This is a genomic window from Methanoplanus limicola DSM 2279 (genome assembly GCF_000243255.1).
In the GTDB taxonomy this organism is placed as follows: domain Archaea; phylum Halobacteriota; class Methanomicrobia; order Methanomicrobiales; family Methanomicrobiaceae; genus Methanoplanus; species Methanoplanus limicola.
On the sequence record NZ_CM001436.1, the window covers coordinates 120,591 to 135,574 of the forward strand.

15 protein-coding genes and 1 tRNA gene are annotated in these 14,984 nt (G+C 43.7%); 11 read left to right on the forward strand and 5 right to left on the reverse strand.

Translation table 11 applies throughout. From position 1 onward, the window contains the following. Window positions 1–40: 40 nt before the first annotated feature. A complete protein-coding gene (locus tag METLIM_RS00580; RefSeq protein WP_004075847.1) occupies window positions 41–505 on the forward strand; it encodes a hypothetical protein in 465 nt (154 codons plus the stop codon). Between the two features lie 267 nt (window positions 506–772). Here the strand turns inward: METLIM_RS00580 and METLIM_RS00590 are convergent, their stop codons facing one another. From METLIM_RS00590 to METLIM_RS00605, 4 genes are all read right to left on the reverse strand, one after another. Continuing rightward, complete coding sequence (locus METLIM_RS00590) at window positions 773–1,891, reverse strand: DUF373 family protein (RefSeq protein WP_004075848.1); 1,119 nt, start codon at window positions 1,889–1,891, stop codon at window positions 773–775. A gap of 520 nt (window positions 1,892–2,411) precedes the next feature. Continuing rightward, window positions 2,412–3,275 (reverse strand): coiled-coil protein, encoded by an 864-nt coding sequence (locus METLIM_RS00595; RefSeq protein WP_004075849.1) that lies wholly within the window; start codon window positions 3,273–3,275, stop codon window positions 2,412–2,414. 727 nt (window positions 3,276–4,002) lie between these two features. Continuing rightward, complete coding sequence (gene ftsZ / locus METLIM_RS00600) at window positions 4,003–5,199, reverse strand: cell division protein FtsZ (protein ID WP_004075850.1); 1,197 nt, start codon at window positions 5,197–5,199, stop codon at window positions 4,003–4,005. Between the two features lie 103 nt (window positions 5,200–5,302). Continuing rightward, the gene (locus tag METLIM_RS00605; protein WP_004075851.1) at window positions 5,303–5,482 is read right to left on the reverse strand and encodes a ribbon-helix-helix domain-containing protein; all 180 of its coding nucleotides are present in this window, start codon (window positions 5,480–5,482) and stop codon (window positions 5,303–5,305) included. A 206-nt stretch (window positions 5,483–5,688) separates the two neighbouring features. Here METLIM_RS00605 and METLIM_RS00610 point away from each other — a divergent pair, with 206 nt between their 5' ends. The 3 genes from METLIM_RS00610 to METLIM_RS00620 all read left to right on the forward strand — a co-directional run bounded on the left by METLIM_RS00610 (window position 5,689) and on the right by METLIM_RS00620 (window position 8,594). Continuing rightward, window positions 5,689–6,693: a pyridoxal phosphate-dependent aminotransferase gene (locus tag METLIM_RS00610; RefSeq protein ID WP_004075852.1), complete on the forward strand. Its 1,005-nt coding sequence runs from the start codon at window positions 5,689–5,691 to the stop codon at window positions 6,691–6,693. Further along, window positions 6,678–7,286, forward strand: coding sequence for an NTP transferase domain-containing protein (locus METLIM_RS00615; protein WP_004075853.1), 609 nt, complete (start codon window positions 6,678–6,680; stop codon window positions 7,284–7,286). Before METLIM_RS00610 ends, METLIM_RS00615 begins: the two co-directional genes overlap by 16 nt. Window positions 7,287–7,364: 78 nt before the next feature. Next, complete coding sequence (locus METLIM_RS00620; RefSeq protein ID WP_004075854.1) at window positions 7,365–8,594, forward strand: ornithine cyclodeaminase; 1,230 nt, start codon at window positions 7,365–7,367, stop codon at window positions 8,592–8,594. Between the two features lie 183 nt (window positions 8,595–8,777). Here METLIM_RS00620 and METLIM_RS00625 read toward each other — a convergent pair whose 3' ends face one another. Further along, a complete protein-coding gene (locus METLIM_RS00625; protein WP_004075855.1) occupies window positions 8,778–9,764 on the reverse strand; it encodes an archaeosine biosynthesis radical SAM protein RaSEA in 987 nt (328 codons plus the stop codon). Window positions 9,765–9,793: 29 nt separating this feature from the next. Here METLIM_RS00625 and METLIM_RS00630 point away from each other — a divergent pair, with 29 nt between their 5' ends. The 7 genes from METLIM_RS00630 to METLIM_RS00660 all read left to right on the forward strand — a co-directional run bounded on the left by METLIM_RS00630 (window position 9,794) and on the right by METLIM_RS00660 (window position 14,718). Continuing rightward, window positions 9,794–10,900, forward strand: a complete 1,107-nt coding sequence (locus METLIM_RS00630; RefSeq protein ID WP_004075856.1) for a hypothetical protein — start codon at window positions 9,794–9,796, stop codon at window positions 10,898–10,900. 45 nt (window positions 10,901–10,945) lie between these two features. Further along, window positions 10,946–11,029: transfer RNA gene (locus METLIM_RS00635), tRNA-Ser, on the forward strand. A gap of 186 nt (window positions 11,030–11,215) precedes the next feature. Continuing rightward, window positions 11,216–11,440, forward strand: a complete 225-nt coding sequence (locus METLIM_RS00640; RefSeq protein ID WP_004075857.1) for a HypC/HybG/HupF family hydrogenase formation chaperone — start codon at window positions 11,216–11,218, stop codon at window positions 11,438–11,440. Next, window positions 11,440–11,781: a hydrogenase maturation nickel metallochaperone HypA/HybF gene (locus METLIM_RS00645; protein WP_004075858.1), complete on the forward strand. Its 342-nt coding sequence runs from the start codon at window positions 11,440–11,442 to the stop codon at window positions 11,779–11,781. Before METLIM_RS00640 ends, METLIM_RS00645 begins: the two co-directional genes overlap by 1 nt. Beyond that, window positions 11,778–12,776 (forward strand): hydrogenase expression/formation protein HypE, encoded by a 999-nt coding sequence (gene hypE / locus METLIM_RS00650; RefSeq protein ID WP_004075859.1) that lies wholly within the window; start codon window positions 11,778–11,780, stop codon window positions 12,774–12,776. Before METLIM_RS00645 ends, hypE begins: the two co-directional genes overlap by 4 nt. A 136-nt stretch (window positions 12,777–12,912) precedes the next feature. Then, complete coding sequence (pyrC, locus tag METLIM_RS00655; protein ID WP_004075860.1) at window positions 12,913–14,205, forward strand: dihydroorotase; 1,293 nt, start codon at window positions 12,913–12,915, stop codon at window positions 14,203–14,205. Between the two features lie 195 nt (window positions 14,206–14,400). Then, window positions 14,401–14,718: a DUF167 domain-containing protein gene (locus METLIM_RS00660; RefSeq protein ID WP_004075861.1), complete on the forward strand. Its 318-nt coding sequence runs from the start codon at window positions 14,401–14,403 to the stop codon at window positions 14,716–14,718. The last annotated feature ends 266 nt before the right edge of the window (window positions 14,719–14,984 follow it).

A 14,984-nucleotide genomic window follows, 5' to 3' on the forward strand; every position in this document is an offset into this window, starting at 1 on the left:
CCAGAAAGCCTATATCAGTAGTTTTAGAATATCTATTGTAATGAAAAAATCAGGATTGATAATACTCTGTCTTATTCTTACATCAATACTGATAAGTCCGGCATATGCCGGAGACAACAGATACAGCTATATAACATTTGAATCTGTAAATATGCAACTTGAAGAGGACAGAGCAGTACTTGAGATCAACTATTCTGTCGAAGATGCAATACAGTTCATTGTATTACTCCTTGGAAAGGCAGACCTTAAAAAGAAACTTTATGAGGTTTTCCCGTTTGAGAACAGTAAATTCGAATCTGTGGATATGAACCGTGCAGTACTGGTTATGAACTCTCCCTCACTTAACAACGGAGACGGATCACTGTGGTTTCCAAAAAAAGAGGTCGGTGCTGAAATTCCGGAGATAAATATCAAAACACCAAGATCGACCAGAAGATTCACCAATACTTCTGAGATACCGGGGATAGGATACTTCGCAAAACCAATAGAAATCGCCATAAAGTAAAAGAACATTCAGGTAAAGAGATCTCTTTTTCCACATCAAAAATTTTAAAGCCCGGAAATTTAACCATCACCATTTTTCTGACAGATATTACGGTCAGGGAAAAATATCCTGAAAAGCCCCTTATACTCCATCAGTAGACGGTCAGAGGCAAACCGACAGTCTGAAAAAAGACAGTCACAGCGAAGGGTTGAAAAAAATCCCTCAGTTAAAAGCCCCGGGACATCTTTGAATATGAGATAAATTATATGAACAGATTCAGTAAAGCTGTCAGAGTTCATCCTTCTCAACTGCACTCTTAAGCCATCCGGATACGTACTTCTGAAGATATACCCCGAATGCCGCAGATATAAGACCTATGACAGTCGTATAAACTATCAGTCTGACACCGTCAACTTCAAGAACAGGAAAGTCCATACTGCTGCCGACAGAGAGGGCATAGACACTTGCACCATATGCAATAATACCCACGGCTCCAATGAAGAAAGGAACTGCAATAACCCGCCCCAGAGCATTTATCTCATTGAGATAAACATCAATTATCTTGCCTATGGAGGCTGTCAGAGCAGCTATTGTGAAATAGCCAACAGAACCATAAACAAACGAGAGAAGATAGAATAATAACCCCTGGTCAGGAGTGTACCATTCAAGAAGACTTGTAAGACCTATAATAACTCCTATTGAACCTATAAGAAGTGCGGATATGTATGCAACAAAAGTAACTCTTCCGCCTACAAAGGATTTATGAAGGGAATTTACAGCATAACCAAAATATTCATCAATTCCAAGACCCTTGAAGAGCAGATAGACACCAATCACACCAACAACTATCACTATTGCAATCTCAGGACTTCCCAGAAGGTTTGCCACGGCATACAGAAGCATCGCCAGACCTACAGGTACAAGAAATGTCCTTGCAATCTTAGGGTCGTCCAGAAGCTTTCTGATTATGTAATATGTTCCTTCAAGATTGGGCATCTGTTTTACAATCACCCTCTGAACACTTTTGACATCTACAGAAGCCTGAATTATTGGGAGAACAAATTCATCCTCTGCGCCGTCCGTAACAATTATACATTCAGTTATTTCATTATCCCAGACTATCTTTCCGAGATCATGGGAGATCCTCCTGTCTCCGTCTATCATATTGGTATGATTTCCGCCAACTACTGCCACAAATACATTTTCGCCTCTGGCAGATAGTTCGTCATAGGTTTTTATCGCCTGAAAAATCGCATTAACATCCGAATCTTCAGGATCGGCAAGTGCCAGGCGGTTAGCTGCATCAAGACATTTCTCTCTTCCAACCGCAGGCTCATTAACATCAGCCTTATAGCCGATATCATCATCACGATCGACACACAATATAAGTGTCCGCTCGTCAGGCATCATTTAAAAATCAATTTGAATCTATAAATAATTGCCTGATTAATGAAAGGAAAATAAACATTCAACAAAACAAATAAAAAAATAAAATTATATTCTGAACCACCCGGCAGCAGAAATCATGAGACAAATATAAAATTCAGTATCAGAATAAAAAGATGCAACTATGTAAACAGCAACAGAATACAGTCAGACAATATCAATCCGGTTATTGAAAAAAAACTCAGTAATAACTGCCTGATACATCATCCGGAGAAAATAAAGAACAGAACAGCAGTGAATTCAGTAATAACTGCCCGATACATCATCCGGAGAAAATCAGCACAGAACAGCAGTGAATTCAGTAATAACTGCCAGATACATCATCCGGAGAAAATAAAGAACAGAACAGCAGTGAATTCAGTAATAACTGCCCGATACATCATCCGGAGAAAATAAAGAACAGACAGAATAAAATAAGTAAAATTTCGATAATCATTCAGGAAAGATCATACACCATATGATCACAAAAAAATTATAGAAATTATAATAATTTTGAGCGCTGGAGGAGCAGAATATCATCAGTTGTGAGCTTCTCACCGGCTCTGAACTGCTGGAATACCTGTTCTGCTTCCTTTCTTACAGCTTTCTGTTCCTTTGTAACCTTTGTCTTTCTTGTCTTCTTGCGGAGTCCGCCGATTACCTTATCGTAGTCACGAATCTCCTTCTGGCATGCTATGAACTTATTATGCTCTTCATCAGCAGCTTCCTGGGCCTCAACAAATTTTTTGTGTGACTCATCTGCTGCTTCTCTGGACTTATCTGCTTTCCTGTAGCACTCCACCATAAGATCATGGTGTTTCTGTGCAAGTTCAGCACTCTCTGTCACTTTGGCATGAAGATCGGATGCTTCTTTTCTGAGATCGCGTGCTTCCTGGAGTTTTGCGTGAATCTCCTTGTTCTGCTCGATCTCATCCTCCTGATCTTTTATACCAGCCCTTAGCTGTTTAATCTTCTCAATTAATTCACGCTCTTTTTCCGGGCTGAAGACTTTTGTCTGCTGCTCCATCTCAAGGCGTTCAATCTGTTTGTGAAGTTCTTTTATGCCGCGGTTGTTGCTGATTCCGCCGTGTTCCTTCTTAAATGCATCAATATCCTCAAAGAGAACATTTGCCTTGTCATTAAGAACATTTCTCTCCGCTTTCAGAGTGTGTACAGAATTATTTGCTTCATCACGAAGTTCTTTGTTCTTCTGCGCTTCATCTACACACTCTCTGGTCTGGGCATTTAACTGGTTGCGCTCACGTGCATACGTGCTTGCAAGTGCATTCAGTTCATTTCTCTTCTCTTTATGCTCTTCAGACTGCTGGAGAACTACTTTTCTTTTATCAATAAGCTCATTCAACATGCTCAACTCTTACCTCAGTTCATCACTCTGTGGACTCCTTTGGAGTATACACACAGCTGACAGGATGGATCGATTGGGTAATGAAAATTAACGAAACAAAAGACTTTTTCCGGGCCGTTTTCGGATCCGTGTTCATCACGCTGTTCGTCGTGTTCTACTCCCTATTCCACCAGGGGACTCATCTTACCCCTGTCAAACTGTTTACCCATTACGGATATCACAGTGATTTCTAATTATTGAGCGGTTAGAGGATATAAGTGTATCGCAAATGATCCCAACATATCTGCCAGACATAAAAGAGCTGATAAAACCATAACGACAGGAATCAGAATATTATTCTGAGTAGTTCAGGCCATAAAATTCAGGTCAAAAAATATACAGCAGAACAGCAGACGATTTTTCCCGGACAGACAGAGCAGGGCCACAGACGACAGAAGAAAAAGAACAGAAAATTAACTTAAAAGAAAAGAACCGGAAACCGCAATACTAAAGTCCGGCTTATTTCACATACGCCGAAACAGGCACAGATAAACATCCCTGCCGGAGAAATACAGCAGTAATTCAAAATTTGTGAACCACGCAGATAAGATAATTTAAAGATATACCGGTAACTGAATGAATCTCCGGATTAAAAAAATATTGGCTGAATTTCCGGACGCCCTTATTGGCTGGGTTGGTTATTGAATGCGGACCGGAAATTCACTGACGGGAATATTTTTGCTATCTTTCAGCGGATGAAGTCGATGAGTCCGCCACTCGTCTGTTCATGTGCCGCCCTTGCACCTGAACCTGAGAGAGGCCTTCCGGCACGCCTGCTGTTTCTCTCAAACGGCCCTTCTGCAATCTGTGAGAGGCCCTGCCTTGAAGAACCTGAAGAACCCGATGATAAAACTCCGCTTCTGCCCAGAATCTGCGCACTCTTGACTCCGGTCATGATGGCCATGACTCTCACCTTACCCTCATAGTCATTGTTGATACGTGCACCCCATATAACATCAGCATGCGGATCAAGCTCATATGTAAGTGTGCTGGCAATATCCTCTGCGTCTGAAAGTGTAAGGTCACTTCCACCAGTGATATGAATAAGACCTCCGGTTGCACCGCGATAATCTATGTCAAGAAGAGGGTGGTTTAGACATTCATGAACAACGCTCTCAGATTTGTTCTGCTGCTTGCTCTCTCCGACAAGCATAACAGCAACGCCGCCCTTGCTCATAATTGCCCTCACATCAGCATAATCTATATTGATCAGTGATGGTTCAGTGATAGTTTCCGATATTCCTTTAACGGTCTCGGCAATTAGCTGATCCATGACTGAAAATGCCTGTCCAAGCGGAAGATTTGGAACAAAGGACATAAGACGGTTGTTGTCCAGAACAATGACTGAGTCAGCCGCATTTGATAACGCTTCAAGACCCTCCTCGGCCCTGATAAGCCTGGCTTTTTCAACCTGGAAAGGGTAACTGACCATGCCGACAACAATTGCACCCTGATCCTTTGCGATCTGAGCAACCACCGGTGCAACACCCGTACCAGTACCGCCGCCCATTCCGGCTGTAACAAATACAAGATCTGCATCCTGAAGCAGTCCTTCAAGAGTAGTCCTTGCCATCTCTGCCGCACGCTTTCCGACATCCGGAAAACCGCCGGCACCAAGACCTTTTGTGAGTGACTTACCTACCAGAACCCTCTTATCGGCCTGGATCATCTCAAGGTGCTGTTTATCAGTATTGACTGCAATTGTTTCGGCACCACGCACTTTCATGTGATAAAGCCTGTTAATTGTATTGTTGCCTGCACCTCCACAACCGACAATTACAATTCTTGGCTGACCAATGAAATCATCCTCTCCAATTACTCCGCTTCTTCTGCTGTTCTGATCACTCTCGGCATGTTTTAATGCCTCGTTAATTATGCTCTGCATACAATAAACCTCCTAAATACCTCAATTTTATTTAAATACATGGAGAGAAGTCCGGTTATCCGCCGAAAAATCATAAACCCCTGTATATTGCTACTTTATTTCCTTACATTTTAAATGATATCTGTTCGCTGTCCATGATTACCCGGTTTGCATGTTTCTCTATCAGTTCACGAACAGAATACCTGATTGCCTCAGAAACCGTCGGGAATTCGCCTGCCTCCACAAGTTTATGAAGCATTGCAACCTGTTGTGAGGGCAGTCTGATTGTAACTCGCTCCATCATTGAAACCAACTGCGTCCGACATTTGGCAGACATATGTCAGCCATGAGTCTGACATAGAGCACCCTCATGTCAGATTCAAATTTATTTTTCAGACAATGAAATCATGCTACTGTATTGTATTTAAACTTTATGAGTTGGACATACCGGCATTTCAAAAGAATATTTAGCTATTATAATACAATATTAGCCTGAAAGGAGATATTTTTTTGAGAGACAATTTCCCGAACAAGGTAATTCACGGAGGCCTTCTTCAGCTGGGACCGGATAATTATAATAAATATATAACAGATTACAGCGCGAGCATAAATCCCTGGCCGCCCGAAACAGGATGGAAACCTGATTTTAAAAGAATAAAAGACTACCCGGATGATACATACACCAGATTAAAAGAGGAGATTTCAGCATACCACAGAGTTAAAACAGAAAATATAGCTGTTGGAAACGGATCAGTTGAGATAATAAGATCACTCTTTAAGGCCGTATTAAATCCGGGAGAGAACGTCCTGACAGAGAGGCATACCTTTGGTGAGTACCGGTTTTCCGCAGAACTTGCAGGCGCATCATGCATACATGATCCAGAAACACCGCACAGATTAAGAGTGATATGCAACCCCAACAATCCATCGGGGGAGATTGTTACCCGGGCAGAAATGCTGGCCATTGCTGATGAATGCTCAGAAAAAGAAGTAATGCTGTATGTTGATGAGGCATTTATGGACCTTGCCGACAGTGACGAGAGCGTGACAGACTGCGGATATGATAACGTAATAATCAGCAGATCGCTCACAAAATCCTTCGCAATACCGGGACTCCGTATCGGTTACGGCATAGGCAATCCATCATTAATTAAAAAAATTGAGGCCATACGCCTCCCCTGGACAGTAAATTCCTTTGCAGAAGATTTTGCAATATCCGCAGTCAGAAATTATGACAGACTAAAAAATTCCAGAATAAAAATCCGGGCTGAGAGAGACTACCTCTGCGAAGGTCTAAAAAATCTTGGCCTGGATTATCATCCCCCTTCTGCAAATTATATCCTTTTCAGTACTGAAATTTTATCATCAGAACTTACCGGAAAACTTCTTAAAAAAGGATTTTATGTACGGGACTGCACATCATTCGGCCTCCCCCGTTCCATCAGAATTGCTGTCCGGAAAAGAGAGGAGAATGAGAGACTGCTGGAGGCACTAAAAGAATGCTTGCACTCATAATGGCAGGGGGCAGAGGCACAAGACTTGGAATGGGCGAAAAGCCGCTTGTCAGAATTCTGGACAGACCGATGATAGATTATATATTACAGGCTTTTGAGAGCGCAGGGCATGAACCTATAATCGCACTCTCGGACAACGTGCCCATGACAAAGAACTGGTGCAGAGTAAACGGGGTTGAATATTACTGCGCCGGCGGGCTTGGATATGTGGAAGACCTGATAGAATTTACAAGAGAAACCAATGAGAGATCGGCATTCCTCACATGCGCTTCAGACATCCCGGGAATCACCAGCCGGACGATAAATGAGATATGCATGAAGTATTCGCAGTCAGGGAAGGATTCATGCTCAGTGTGGATTCCGGAAGACCTTGTCAGAGAGATCAGTTTCAGCTGCGGTTACCGTGAAAATATTGAAGGGGTAAAAGCCTGCCCCACCGGACTGAATATAGTAAAAGGAAGTATGATTGAAGAGGAACAGGACGAACTGAAAGTAATTTCGGATGACATCTCACTTGGGTATAATATCAACACACCGGATGAACTCTCACTCTTTGAAAAATTCCTGAAATCCGACAGAAAAGGCATATTCTGAAATTATCATCCCGGTTCCTTTTTTTACTGCTCTGTCACCAGCAAAAAAATATTAACATTATAAAACAACCTTATTTTCATGGATTCTTCCAGAGAGATCGAACTTGAAGGGCACATCATAGATTCAGGCATAATGACCCGCGTGTATGATAAAATAATAGATATGGGGGGTAATTTTGAACTCATTACATTTGATGTGGGCAAAAAAAAGCAGGATATAAGTTATGCCCGGCTTATAGTGACAGCAGAATCCGAAGAACTTTTAGAGGAGATCCTGAGCGAACTTCACCGACTCGGAGCCAAAATGCCGGAAGTGGAGGACGTCGCACTGAAAGCAGCAGAGGCAGACAGGGTAGTCCCAAAGGGTTTTTATTCAACAACAAACCACCCGACATTTCTCAAATACAATGACAGATGGATAGATGTTGAAGATATTGAGATGGACTGCCTGATAATTATAAAACCTGATGAAGACAGGGCAGTGTGCACCCCGCTGTCAAGGCTCAAAAAAGGAGACCTAGTCGTAATCGGAGAGAAGGGAGTCAGAATTGTCCCTCCGGAGAGATCCAGGAAGGTAAATTCCTTTGAATTCATGCAGAATACTGTCTCATCCGAAAGGCCGAGCGAGACGATCATCGCCAAAATTGCGGATGAGATGCTTGAGATCAGGAAAAACGGAGGTAAAATCGGAATTGTCGGCGGCCCTGCAATAATCCATACAAGGGCAGCCCCGGCACTTGCTGAGATTATCAGGGAAGGTTATGTCGATGTCCTCTTTGGCGGGAATGCACTTGCCACCCATGATATAGAATACAATCTCTTCGGGACATCTCTCGGTATGGAGCTTGACTCCGGGAAACTGACACCTGGCGGGCATAAGAACCACATCTATGCAATCAGCGAGGTAATAAGGGCAGGGTCCATCAGGAATGCAGTAGAACAGGGAATTATAAAGAAGGGTATCATGTATGAATGCGTGAAAAACGATGTCCCGTTCATACTTGCAGGGTCAATACGTGATGACGGCCCCCTGCCGGATGTCATAACTGACGTTGTTGAAGCGCAGGATATGATGAGAGAGTATCTCCACGGCCTTGATATGGTAATTATGATTGGCACACTGCTCCACTCAGTTGCTATAGGAAACTGCCTGCCATCTTTTGTAAAGACCATCTGTGTCGATATTAACCCGGCATCGGTGACAAAACTGATGGACAGGGGGACAAGCCAGGCTATCGGTGTTGTAAGTGATGCAGGTGCATTCCTGCCGCTCCTTGCAAAATCACTCAGCAAAAAGAGCCAGGAATAAAAATATAAATGAAATTCCGGATTAAAACCCGGAGAAATTAATTTTTCCGGGATGAAAGGCCGTCCCTCAATAAATCCCGTGCAGACACACACAAAAATAAAATTAATTTATCCCTCTGATTTTACTCCCTCTGCCGGACGGCAGCAGAACCGGACATTTTTTTTGATTTTTACAGATCTCTCTTCATCTCGTCAGAGGCATGCAGTAAGGCTTCTCCTCATCCAGCACAAACTCCCATTCCTCTTTGCAGCGGCAGCCCCTCTCAAAGAGTGACCTTAACAGTTCACGATCATAATTGAGTGAATATGTCCTTATGCCGTCAACGATGTCATGGTCACATTCCCCGCAGTTATGAGGGCCGCGCATCTTACCACCGCCGACAGGATCGCATAATATGTGCCTCTCAGCATCAATTAAGACATCAAGGACACTCCACAGATATGGCGGGCGGTATTCACGCCTCTTCCAGTAATGCTCAACCTCAGTCCTCCCCTGTATTGTACAGAGATTCATTGAGATAATATCAGAATATTCCGAACATTCACGGAGGGATTTTTTCATGTCGTCAATTGCCTCTTTTTCTGTGAGAAATAACGGCTTCATCATAAGATAGGTCTTAACACCAGCACCGGCGGCCCTGACCTCGCCTGCCGCACCTTTGTATTCATCAAAGGTAAGACCCTTATCTATACATTTCTCCCGGATGAAATCATCGGTGGTCTCAAGGCCCATTGCAATGTAAAGCGGAATTTCATGTGTGCCGTCATTGACTGCATCCAAAAAACCCTTTACAGATTCTCTCTGCACATACTCAGCCCTCGTCTCGGCAATGACAATCTTTCCCCTGAAAACACCGCCGGCATATTCCAGCACCTCAGGGGGAACCTCCTCAGGATCAAAGAAACTTCCGGATGTGAAGATCTTAATCATATCAAACCCAAAGAGATCAAAGTTCTCCTTTACCCAGTTTACCTGCGCGATAAGCCTCTTTCCAAGGTCTTCATCGCAGATATCATGGTATCTCTCAAAACGGTACCCGCACATCAGGCATTTATTCCACCTGCATCCCGATGTCTTAAAAATCACTGTGAGGCATTTTACTTCCGCCCCGCTGTAGTTATCCGTGCCAGGCCAGCACGCCAGAGGTTTCTCAGTTGTAACAGATATCATTTAGTGTTAGTAGTTATGATCGTGTAGATATGAAAAAGATCTGCTGGATACTGCTGATAGCAGCAGCTGCCATATGCACAGGATCAGCATATGTCATGAACTATGATATGCCGGCAACCGTGTATGAAGGCGACATGATAATCGCTGAGGGAACAGGCACACTGCCGGCCGGAACAACGATGGAACTTGTCCTGTACTCCAATATCAATTCAATAGTTGAAGTTGACAGACAGTCATTTGTTGTTCAGGAGGGCGGAGGCTGGTCAGTCTCTTTTGACACAACCGGACTTAAACCGGGACAGTACAAACTTGAAGTGCCTAAAGGGTATAAGGAAAATCTCGGCGGAAGTTCTGATATAACAAAAATATTCAGTATTGTTGACCGTTCAGGTGAGATTTTTCTGACATCACCTGCGGAGCAGAAGTTCAACGGAATTCTTGAGGTTACCGGAAGAAGCACAACGAGGGGTGACAGAGGAATTGAGATAATGGCAAAGAATGATGAAGGTACCGTCTTTCCCAGAGAATGGGTGAGCACAGACAGCGCCGGAAGCTTCTCGGTTAAAATTCCGGTGTACAAAGAAGGCACCTATCAGGTATATTTCTACGATCCAAAAGGAGTTATCAGGCACACTGATTATTATCTGATACCATCTTCTCCGACAGTCCAGCCAACAGTTCCAGGAAGCACGGCAAAACCATCCACAACCATAAAACCTCTGTCAGCAGAGGCTTTCGCATCCGTTTCATCACCTGCCTACTTTAAGGCGGAGACTGCAACCGGAGAACTTCATGTATATACTTCAGAAGGAAAGGACTGGATACTATGCTATAATGACGGCAAAGGCGCATCTGTCACCATCAATAACCACCAGAGCACAACTGCCGAGGAGTTCACAATTCCGGTGAGCGGAAAGACAGTTTACATAAGAGTCTGTCCTGCAAGTGAATCTGAGAGCGGATATGTAAAGATAAATGCTGAGGGCGCTTCATCACTGACTGTAAGCGCAGACGCATCAGAGTATTTTGATGACCTGTCAAAGGCAGAAGCAACACAGTCAGGCCCTGAAACAATAATAGGCACACTTACAGCAGTAATTCTGTCCATTATTGCAGTATCTCTCAGAAGAAGATAAAATCAAATCTTTTTTTAACTATAAGCCACAACATTAGTAGAGCGGGCCGAGATAGTCTAGTCCGGTAAGGCGGTGGCCTTGAAAGCCACTGGTGATTCCACCTCAGGAGTTCAAATCTCCTTCTCGGCGCTCCTTTTTGAAATATAATTCCTTTACCGGGAGGATTAGATCGTGTCCTTCCGGCCGGGAATAAAAATTAACTTCAATAATGGCAGATTAATAATATCAAATACAATTACCTCTATCATATATCTGTGCTTTTTTCGTTAATTTTAAAGAGATTAAGTTCTAACTCTTTCATGAGGCAAACTTTACATGTGTATTGCAGTCCCGGCAGAAGTTCTGGAGATAAAGGACGGAAATAAAGCCGTTGTAGATTACGGCAACCTTCAGCAGGAAGTAAGAATAGATCTTGTTGATGTAAATGTAGGCGAATTCGTATTAGTCCACGTAGGCTTTGCTATACAGAAGCTGAGCCGTGAGGATGCCCTTCAGACCCGCCAGATCTTTAAGGAGGTCTATGCGGCTATGGAGGAGTGATGCACGAATATTCAATAGCATACGATATTTTTGCAACCGCAAAAAAGACAGCCCTTGACAACTCCGCCACCATGGTCAGAAAGGTCCACATGTCTGTCGGAGAGATGACAATGATCAATCCCGAACAGGTGGTATTTTTATTCAACACCATGAAGGATGAAGACCCGCTCTTTAAGGACTGTATCCTCGAATATACCGACACACCCGTAAAATCGGTTTGCAAATGTGGATATGAGGGCAGTGAAAAATATGTATGTCCTGACTGCGGCGGCATGCCTGAAATTGTGGATGGCAGGGAAGTGAGAGTCACAAATATCGAAATAGAGGTTGACGAAGAATGAAGATCAATATGATGCATGGTGCGGGAGGTGCTGTTTTTGGAGAACTTCTCGGAGAGACACTGACAAAATATAAAAACAACAATGCCGGCGGGATAGGACTTGAATCACTTGATGACGGCGCTGTAATCCCAATTGACGGGAAAAATATTGTTCTGACAACCGATTCGCATGTTGTAAGGCCGCTCTTCTTCCCCGGAGGAGACATAGGAAGAATTGCGGTATGCGGGACTGCAAACGATCTGGCAATGATGGGGGGAAAACCGCTCGCCCTCACATGCTCAATGATCATTGAAGAGGGTTTTGACATTGAAATCCTGGAAAGAATAGTTCAGTCCATGGACAGTGCCCTTGAAGAGGCAGGCGCTTCAATCGTTACCGGAGATACAAAAGTGCTTGCAAAGGGTGAAATTGACGGCATAGCCATAAACACCGCCGGAATAGGGATAGCTGAAAAACCGGTACGTGACAGTGCCTTAAAACCCGGAGACATAATAATTGTCAGCGGTACTCTCGGTGATCACGGACTTGCCATTATGACAAGCCGGGAAGGGTTTGACTTTGGCGAACAGATAAGATCTGATGTTGCTCCGGTATGGAATCTCGTAAACGCTGCAATGCAGGCAGGAGAAGTACACGCAATGAAGGACCCCACAAGGGGCGGCTTTTCAAATGCAATCAATGAGATGGCAGAAAAGTCCGGGGTCCAGGTCAGAATTTCGGAAGAGAGCCTGCCAATCAGAAGAAGTGTAAGGAGTGCCTCAGAACTTCTCGGTATAAACCCGCTTGACGTTGCAAATGAAGGCAAGGTCGTAATGGGTGTCGCACCGGAGGACGCAGAAGCTATCCTCGCTGCAATCAAAAAAGACAAATATGGAAAAGATGCAGCAATTGTCGGCAGAGTAGTTGAAGGAAAATCAGTGATTATGGAAACCGGAATCGGGGGCGAGAGATTTATCGAACCGCCGGTGGGAGATCCGGTTCCAAGAGTGTGCTGAATATATCAAAACCAAAGTCATCTTTTTTATAAATTGTAACATACAATACCAGAGTTATCACGATATCAGAATCAGCCGGAAATTTGCATTGGTCCGGATAAATTCAAAAAAAAGGGATTAATAAAGGGGAATACAGATGGGATTAAATATTGAACTGCTTCTAAAAAATGCAAGGCTTCCTGACGGCCTTATAAAAGACATATCAGTTTCAGAAGGCAGAGTCCTTCACTGCGGATCAGTTTTTGGCCACGCGGAATCTGTGATTGACTGCAAAAGCCGCCTCTGCCTTCCCGGAGCCATAGACATGCATGTCCATATCCGCGGCGGTGAACAGTCATATAAAGAGACCTGGGAATCCGGCACAAAGAGTGCCGTCTCCGGCGGTGTCACAACTGTGGTTGACCAGCCAAACACAGTCCCGCCTCTTACAGATGCCGCCGTGTATGAAAAACGTCTCAGAGAAGCGAAGGAGCAGTCGTACTGCAACTTTGGAATAAACGGAGGGGTTTACCCAAAATCTGACCTAAAAGGTCTGTACAAAGCAGGAGCACTTGCCTTTGGCGAGATCTTTGCGGCACCGTCAAGCTATGGGGATGCGCTGGAAGAATCACAGCTGAAAGATTCACTGGATAAAATTTCGGAGATGAATGCAACTGCAACGGTTCACACTGAAATTGTGCTTGAAGGTGACGATGATTCACTCATTGATCACGACAATTTAAGGCCCGGAGATCTTGAGGCCAATGCCGTGGAATATATCTGTAAACTTGCAGATCCTAAGATGAAACTTCACTTCTGCCATCTATCATCACCTTTTTCAATAGATGCAGTGCCGGCCGGCTATACGCTTGAAGTTATGCCGCACCACCTTTTCCTGACACCTGAGATGTTTGAAGATAAAGAAAACCCCGGATACGGAAAGGTAAACCCGCCACTGAGAGACAGAAAAATAGTTGACGCCATCTGGAAAAGGTGGGAGAGGATTGATGTCATTGCATCGGACCATGCGCCGCATACCAGGGAAGAGAAGTCTGCCGGATTTTCTGAGGTCCCGTCCGGAATTCCGGGCACAGGAACAATGATGCCCCTTCTGCTTGAAAGGTGCCTTGAAAAAGGCGGCATTACACTGGAATCAGTTCTCAGAAAAACGGTTACAAAGCCGGCAGATATTCTTGGGATAGAGCCTCCGGGATTTTTAAAAGGTCAGAAAGCAGATTTTGCGGTTTACAGCAATGAAAAGGAAATTATCACTGCTGACAGACTGTTCTCAAAGGCCGGATGGACGCCCTATGAGGGAATGAACGGCATATTTCCGGAAATTGTTGTCATTAACGGAGAGCATGTTTATGAAGACGGAAGTTTCCTGCAGAGATCTTCAGAATGGATCTGCGGGGATGGTTATATAGCCAAAGAAGATAAATATATATAGCCGATAAATGCGTTTCTTTTAGGTCCCCGCCTGATCACAGGAAGAATCCTGACATGATGTGCGGGACAACCCGGATACGCGACAGGTATTTAAAACGCCCGGTTGGGTTTGACAGGTGAAGTTACGGCCGCAGAGCCACTTATGATCCATGTCTGTTAATACCGGGCGACATTTTACTTTTAAGCTACGATTAAGATGAATTTAGAGGATGCAGTTTTTAAATCCGGAACTGGTATTACCATTACCCTTGATGTAAGTCCCGGAAGCAAAAAAACACAGTTTCCTTCCGGATATAATGAGTGGAGAAAGGCAATATTGTGCAGAATTTCTGCCCCGCCTGTTGACGGAAAAGCCAATAAGGAAATTGAACGGGCAGTTTCAGACTTTTTTTCAATACCAAAAAGAAATGTTTCCATCATCTCAGGCCAGACCTCATCACTTAAGCGTGTCCTGATTGAGGGTATCGAACCTGACAGAGCAGTGGAACTCTTAAAATCATCAATAAATAAATAATTGAACAATATTTCCGCGCCGGAAAAATGCCTGAAAAATAAGCAATTATTTCCACATAAGATACTGCTTCCTGCATCAAATACCGGATTCTGTATTAACCATCATCCGGCAGATTTTTACCCGTAAATAATTTTTTCCGGAAAAATTCTGTACTCAGAATCCCGGGCAAAAATAAACCATCACAACGATATATATAATTTTAATTACTACTAATCACTGTCATATGCCTGACCTATCAGGAGTTATATCATTTCACAGGAGATTAC

Excerpts from the sequence above, each read along its gene's own strand:
- METLIM_RS00595 (WP_004075849.1), bottom strand. The coding sequence starts at position 3,275 with ATGTTGAATGAGCTTATTGATAAAAGAAAAGTAGTTCTCCAGCAGTCT.
- METLIM_RS00640 (WP_004075857.1), top strand. The coding sequence starts at position 11,216 with ATGTGTATTGCAGTCCCGGCAGAAGTTCTGGAGATAAAGGACGGAAAT.
- METLIM_RS00605 (WP_004075851.1), bottom strand. The coding sequence starts at position 5,482 with ATGATGGAGCGAGTTACAATCAGACTGCCCTCACAACAGGTTGCAATG.
- ftsZ (WP_004075850.1), bottom strand. The coding sequence starts at position 5,199 with ATGCAGAGCATAATTAACGAGGCATTAAAACATGCCGAGAGTGATCAG.
- METLIM_RS00615 (WP_004075853.1), top strand. The coding sequence starts at position 6,678 with ATGCTTGCACTCATAATGGCAGGGGGCAGAGGCACAAGACTTGGAATG.
- METLIM_RS00620 (WP_004075854.1), top strand. The coding sequence starts at position 7,365 with ATGGATTCTTCCAGAGAGATCGAACTTGAAGGGCACATCATAGATTCA.
- pyrC (WP_004075860.1), top strand. The coding sequence starts at position 12,913 with ATGGGATTAAATATTGAACTGCTTCTAAAAAATGCAAGGCTTCCTGAC.
- METLIM_RS00660 (WP_004075861.1), top strand. The coding sequence starts at position 14,401 with ATGAATTTAGAGGATGCAGTTTTTAAATCCGGAACTGGTATTACCATT.
- METLIM_RS00630 (WP_004075856.1), top strand. The coding sequence starts at position 9,794 with ATGAAAAAGATCTGCTGGATACTGCTGATAGCAGCAGCTGCCATATGC.
- METLIM_RS00645 (WP_004075858.1), top strand. The coding sequence starts at position 11,440 with ATGCACGAATATTCAATAGCATACGATATTTTTGCAACCGCAAAAAAG.
- METLIM_RS00580 (WP_004075847.1), top strand. The coding sequence starts at position 41 with ATGAAAAAATCAGGATTGATAATACTCTGTCTTATTCTTACATCAATA.
- METLIM_RS00625 (WP_004075855.1), bottom strand. The coding sequence starts at position 9,764 with ATGATATCTGTTACAACTGAGAAACCTCTGGCGTGCTGGCCTGGCACG.
- METLIM_RS00590 (WP_004075848.1), bottom strand. The coding sequence starts at position 1,891 with ATGCCTGACGAGCGGACACTTATATTGTGTGTCGATCGTGATGATGAT.
- hypE (WP_004075859.1), top strand. The coding sequence starts at position 11,778 with ATGAAGATCAATATGATGCATGGTGCGGGAGGTGCTGTTTTTGGAGAA.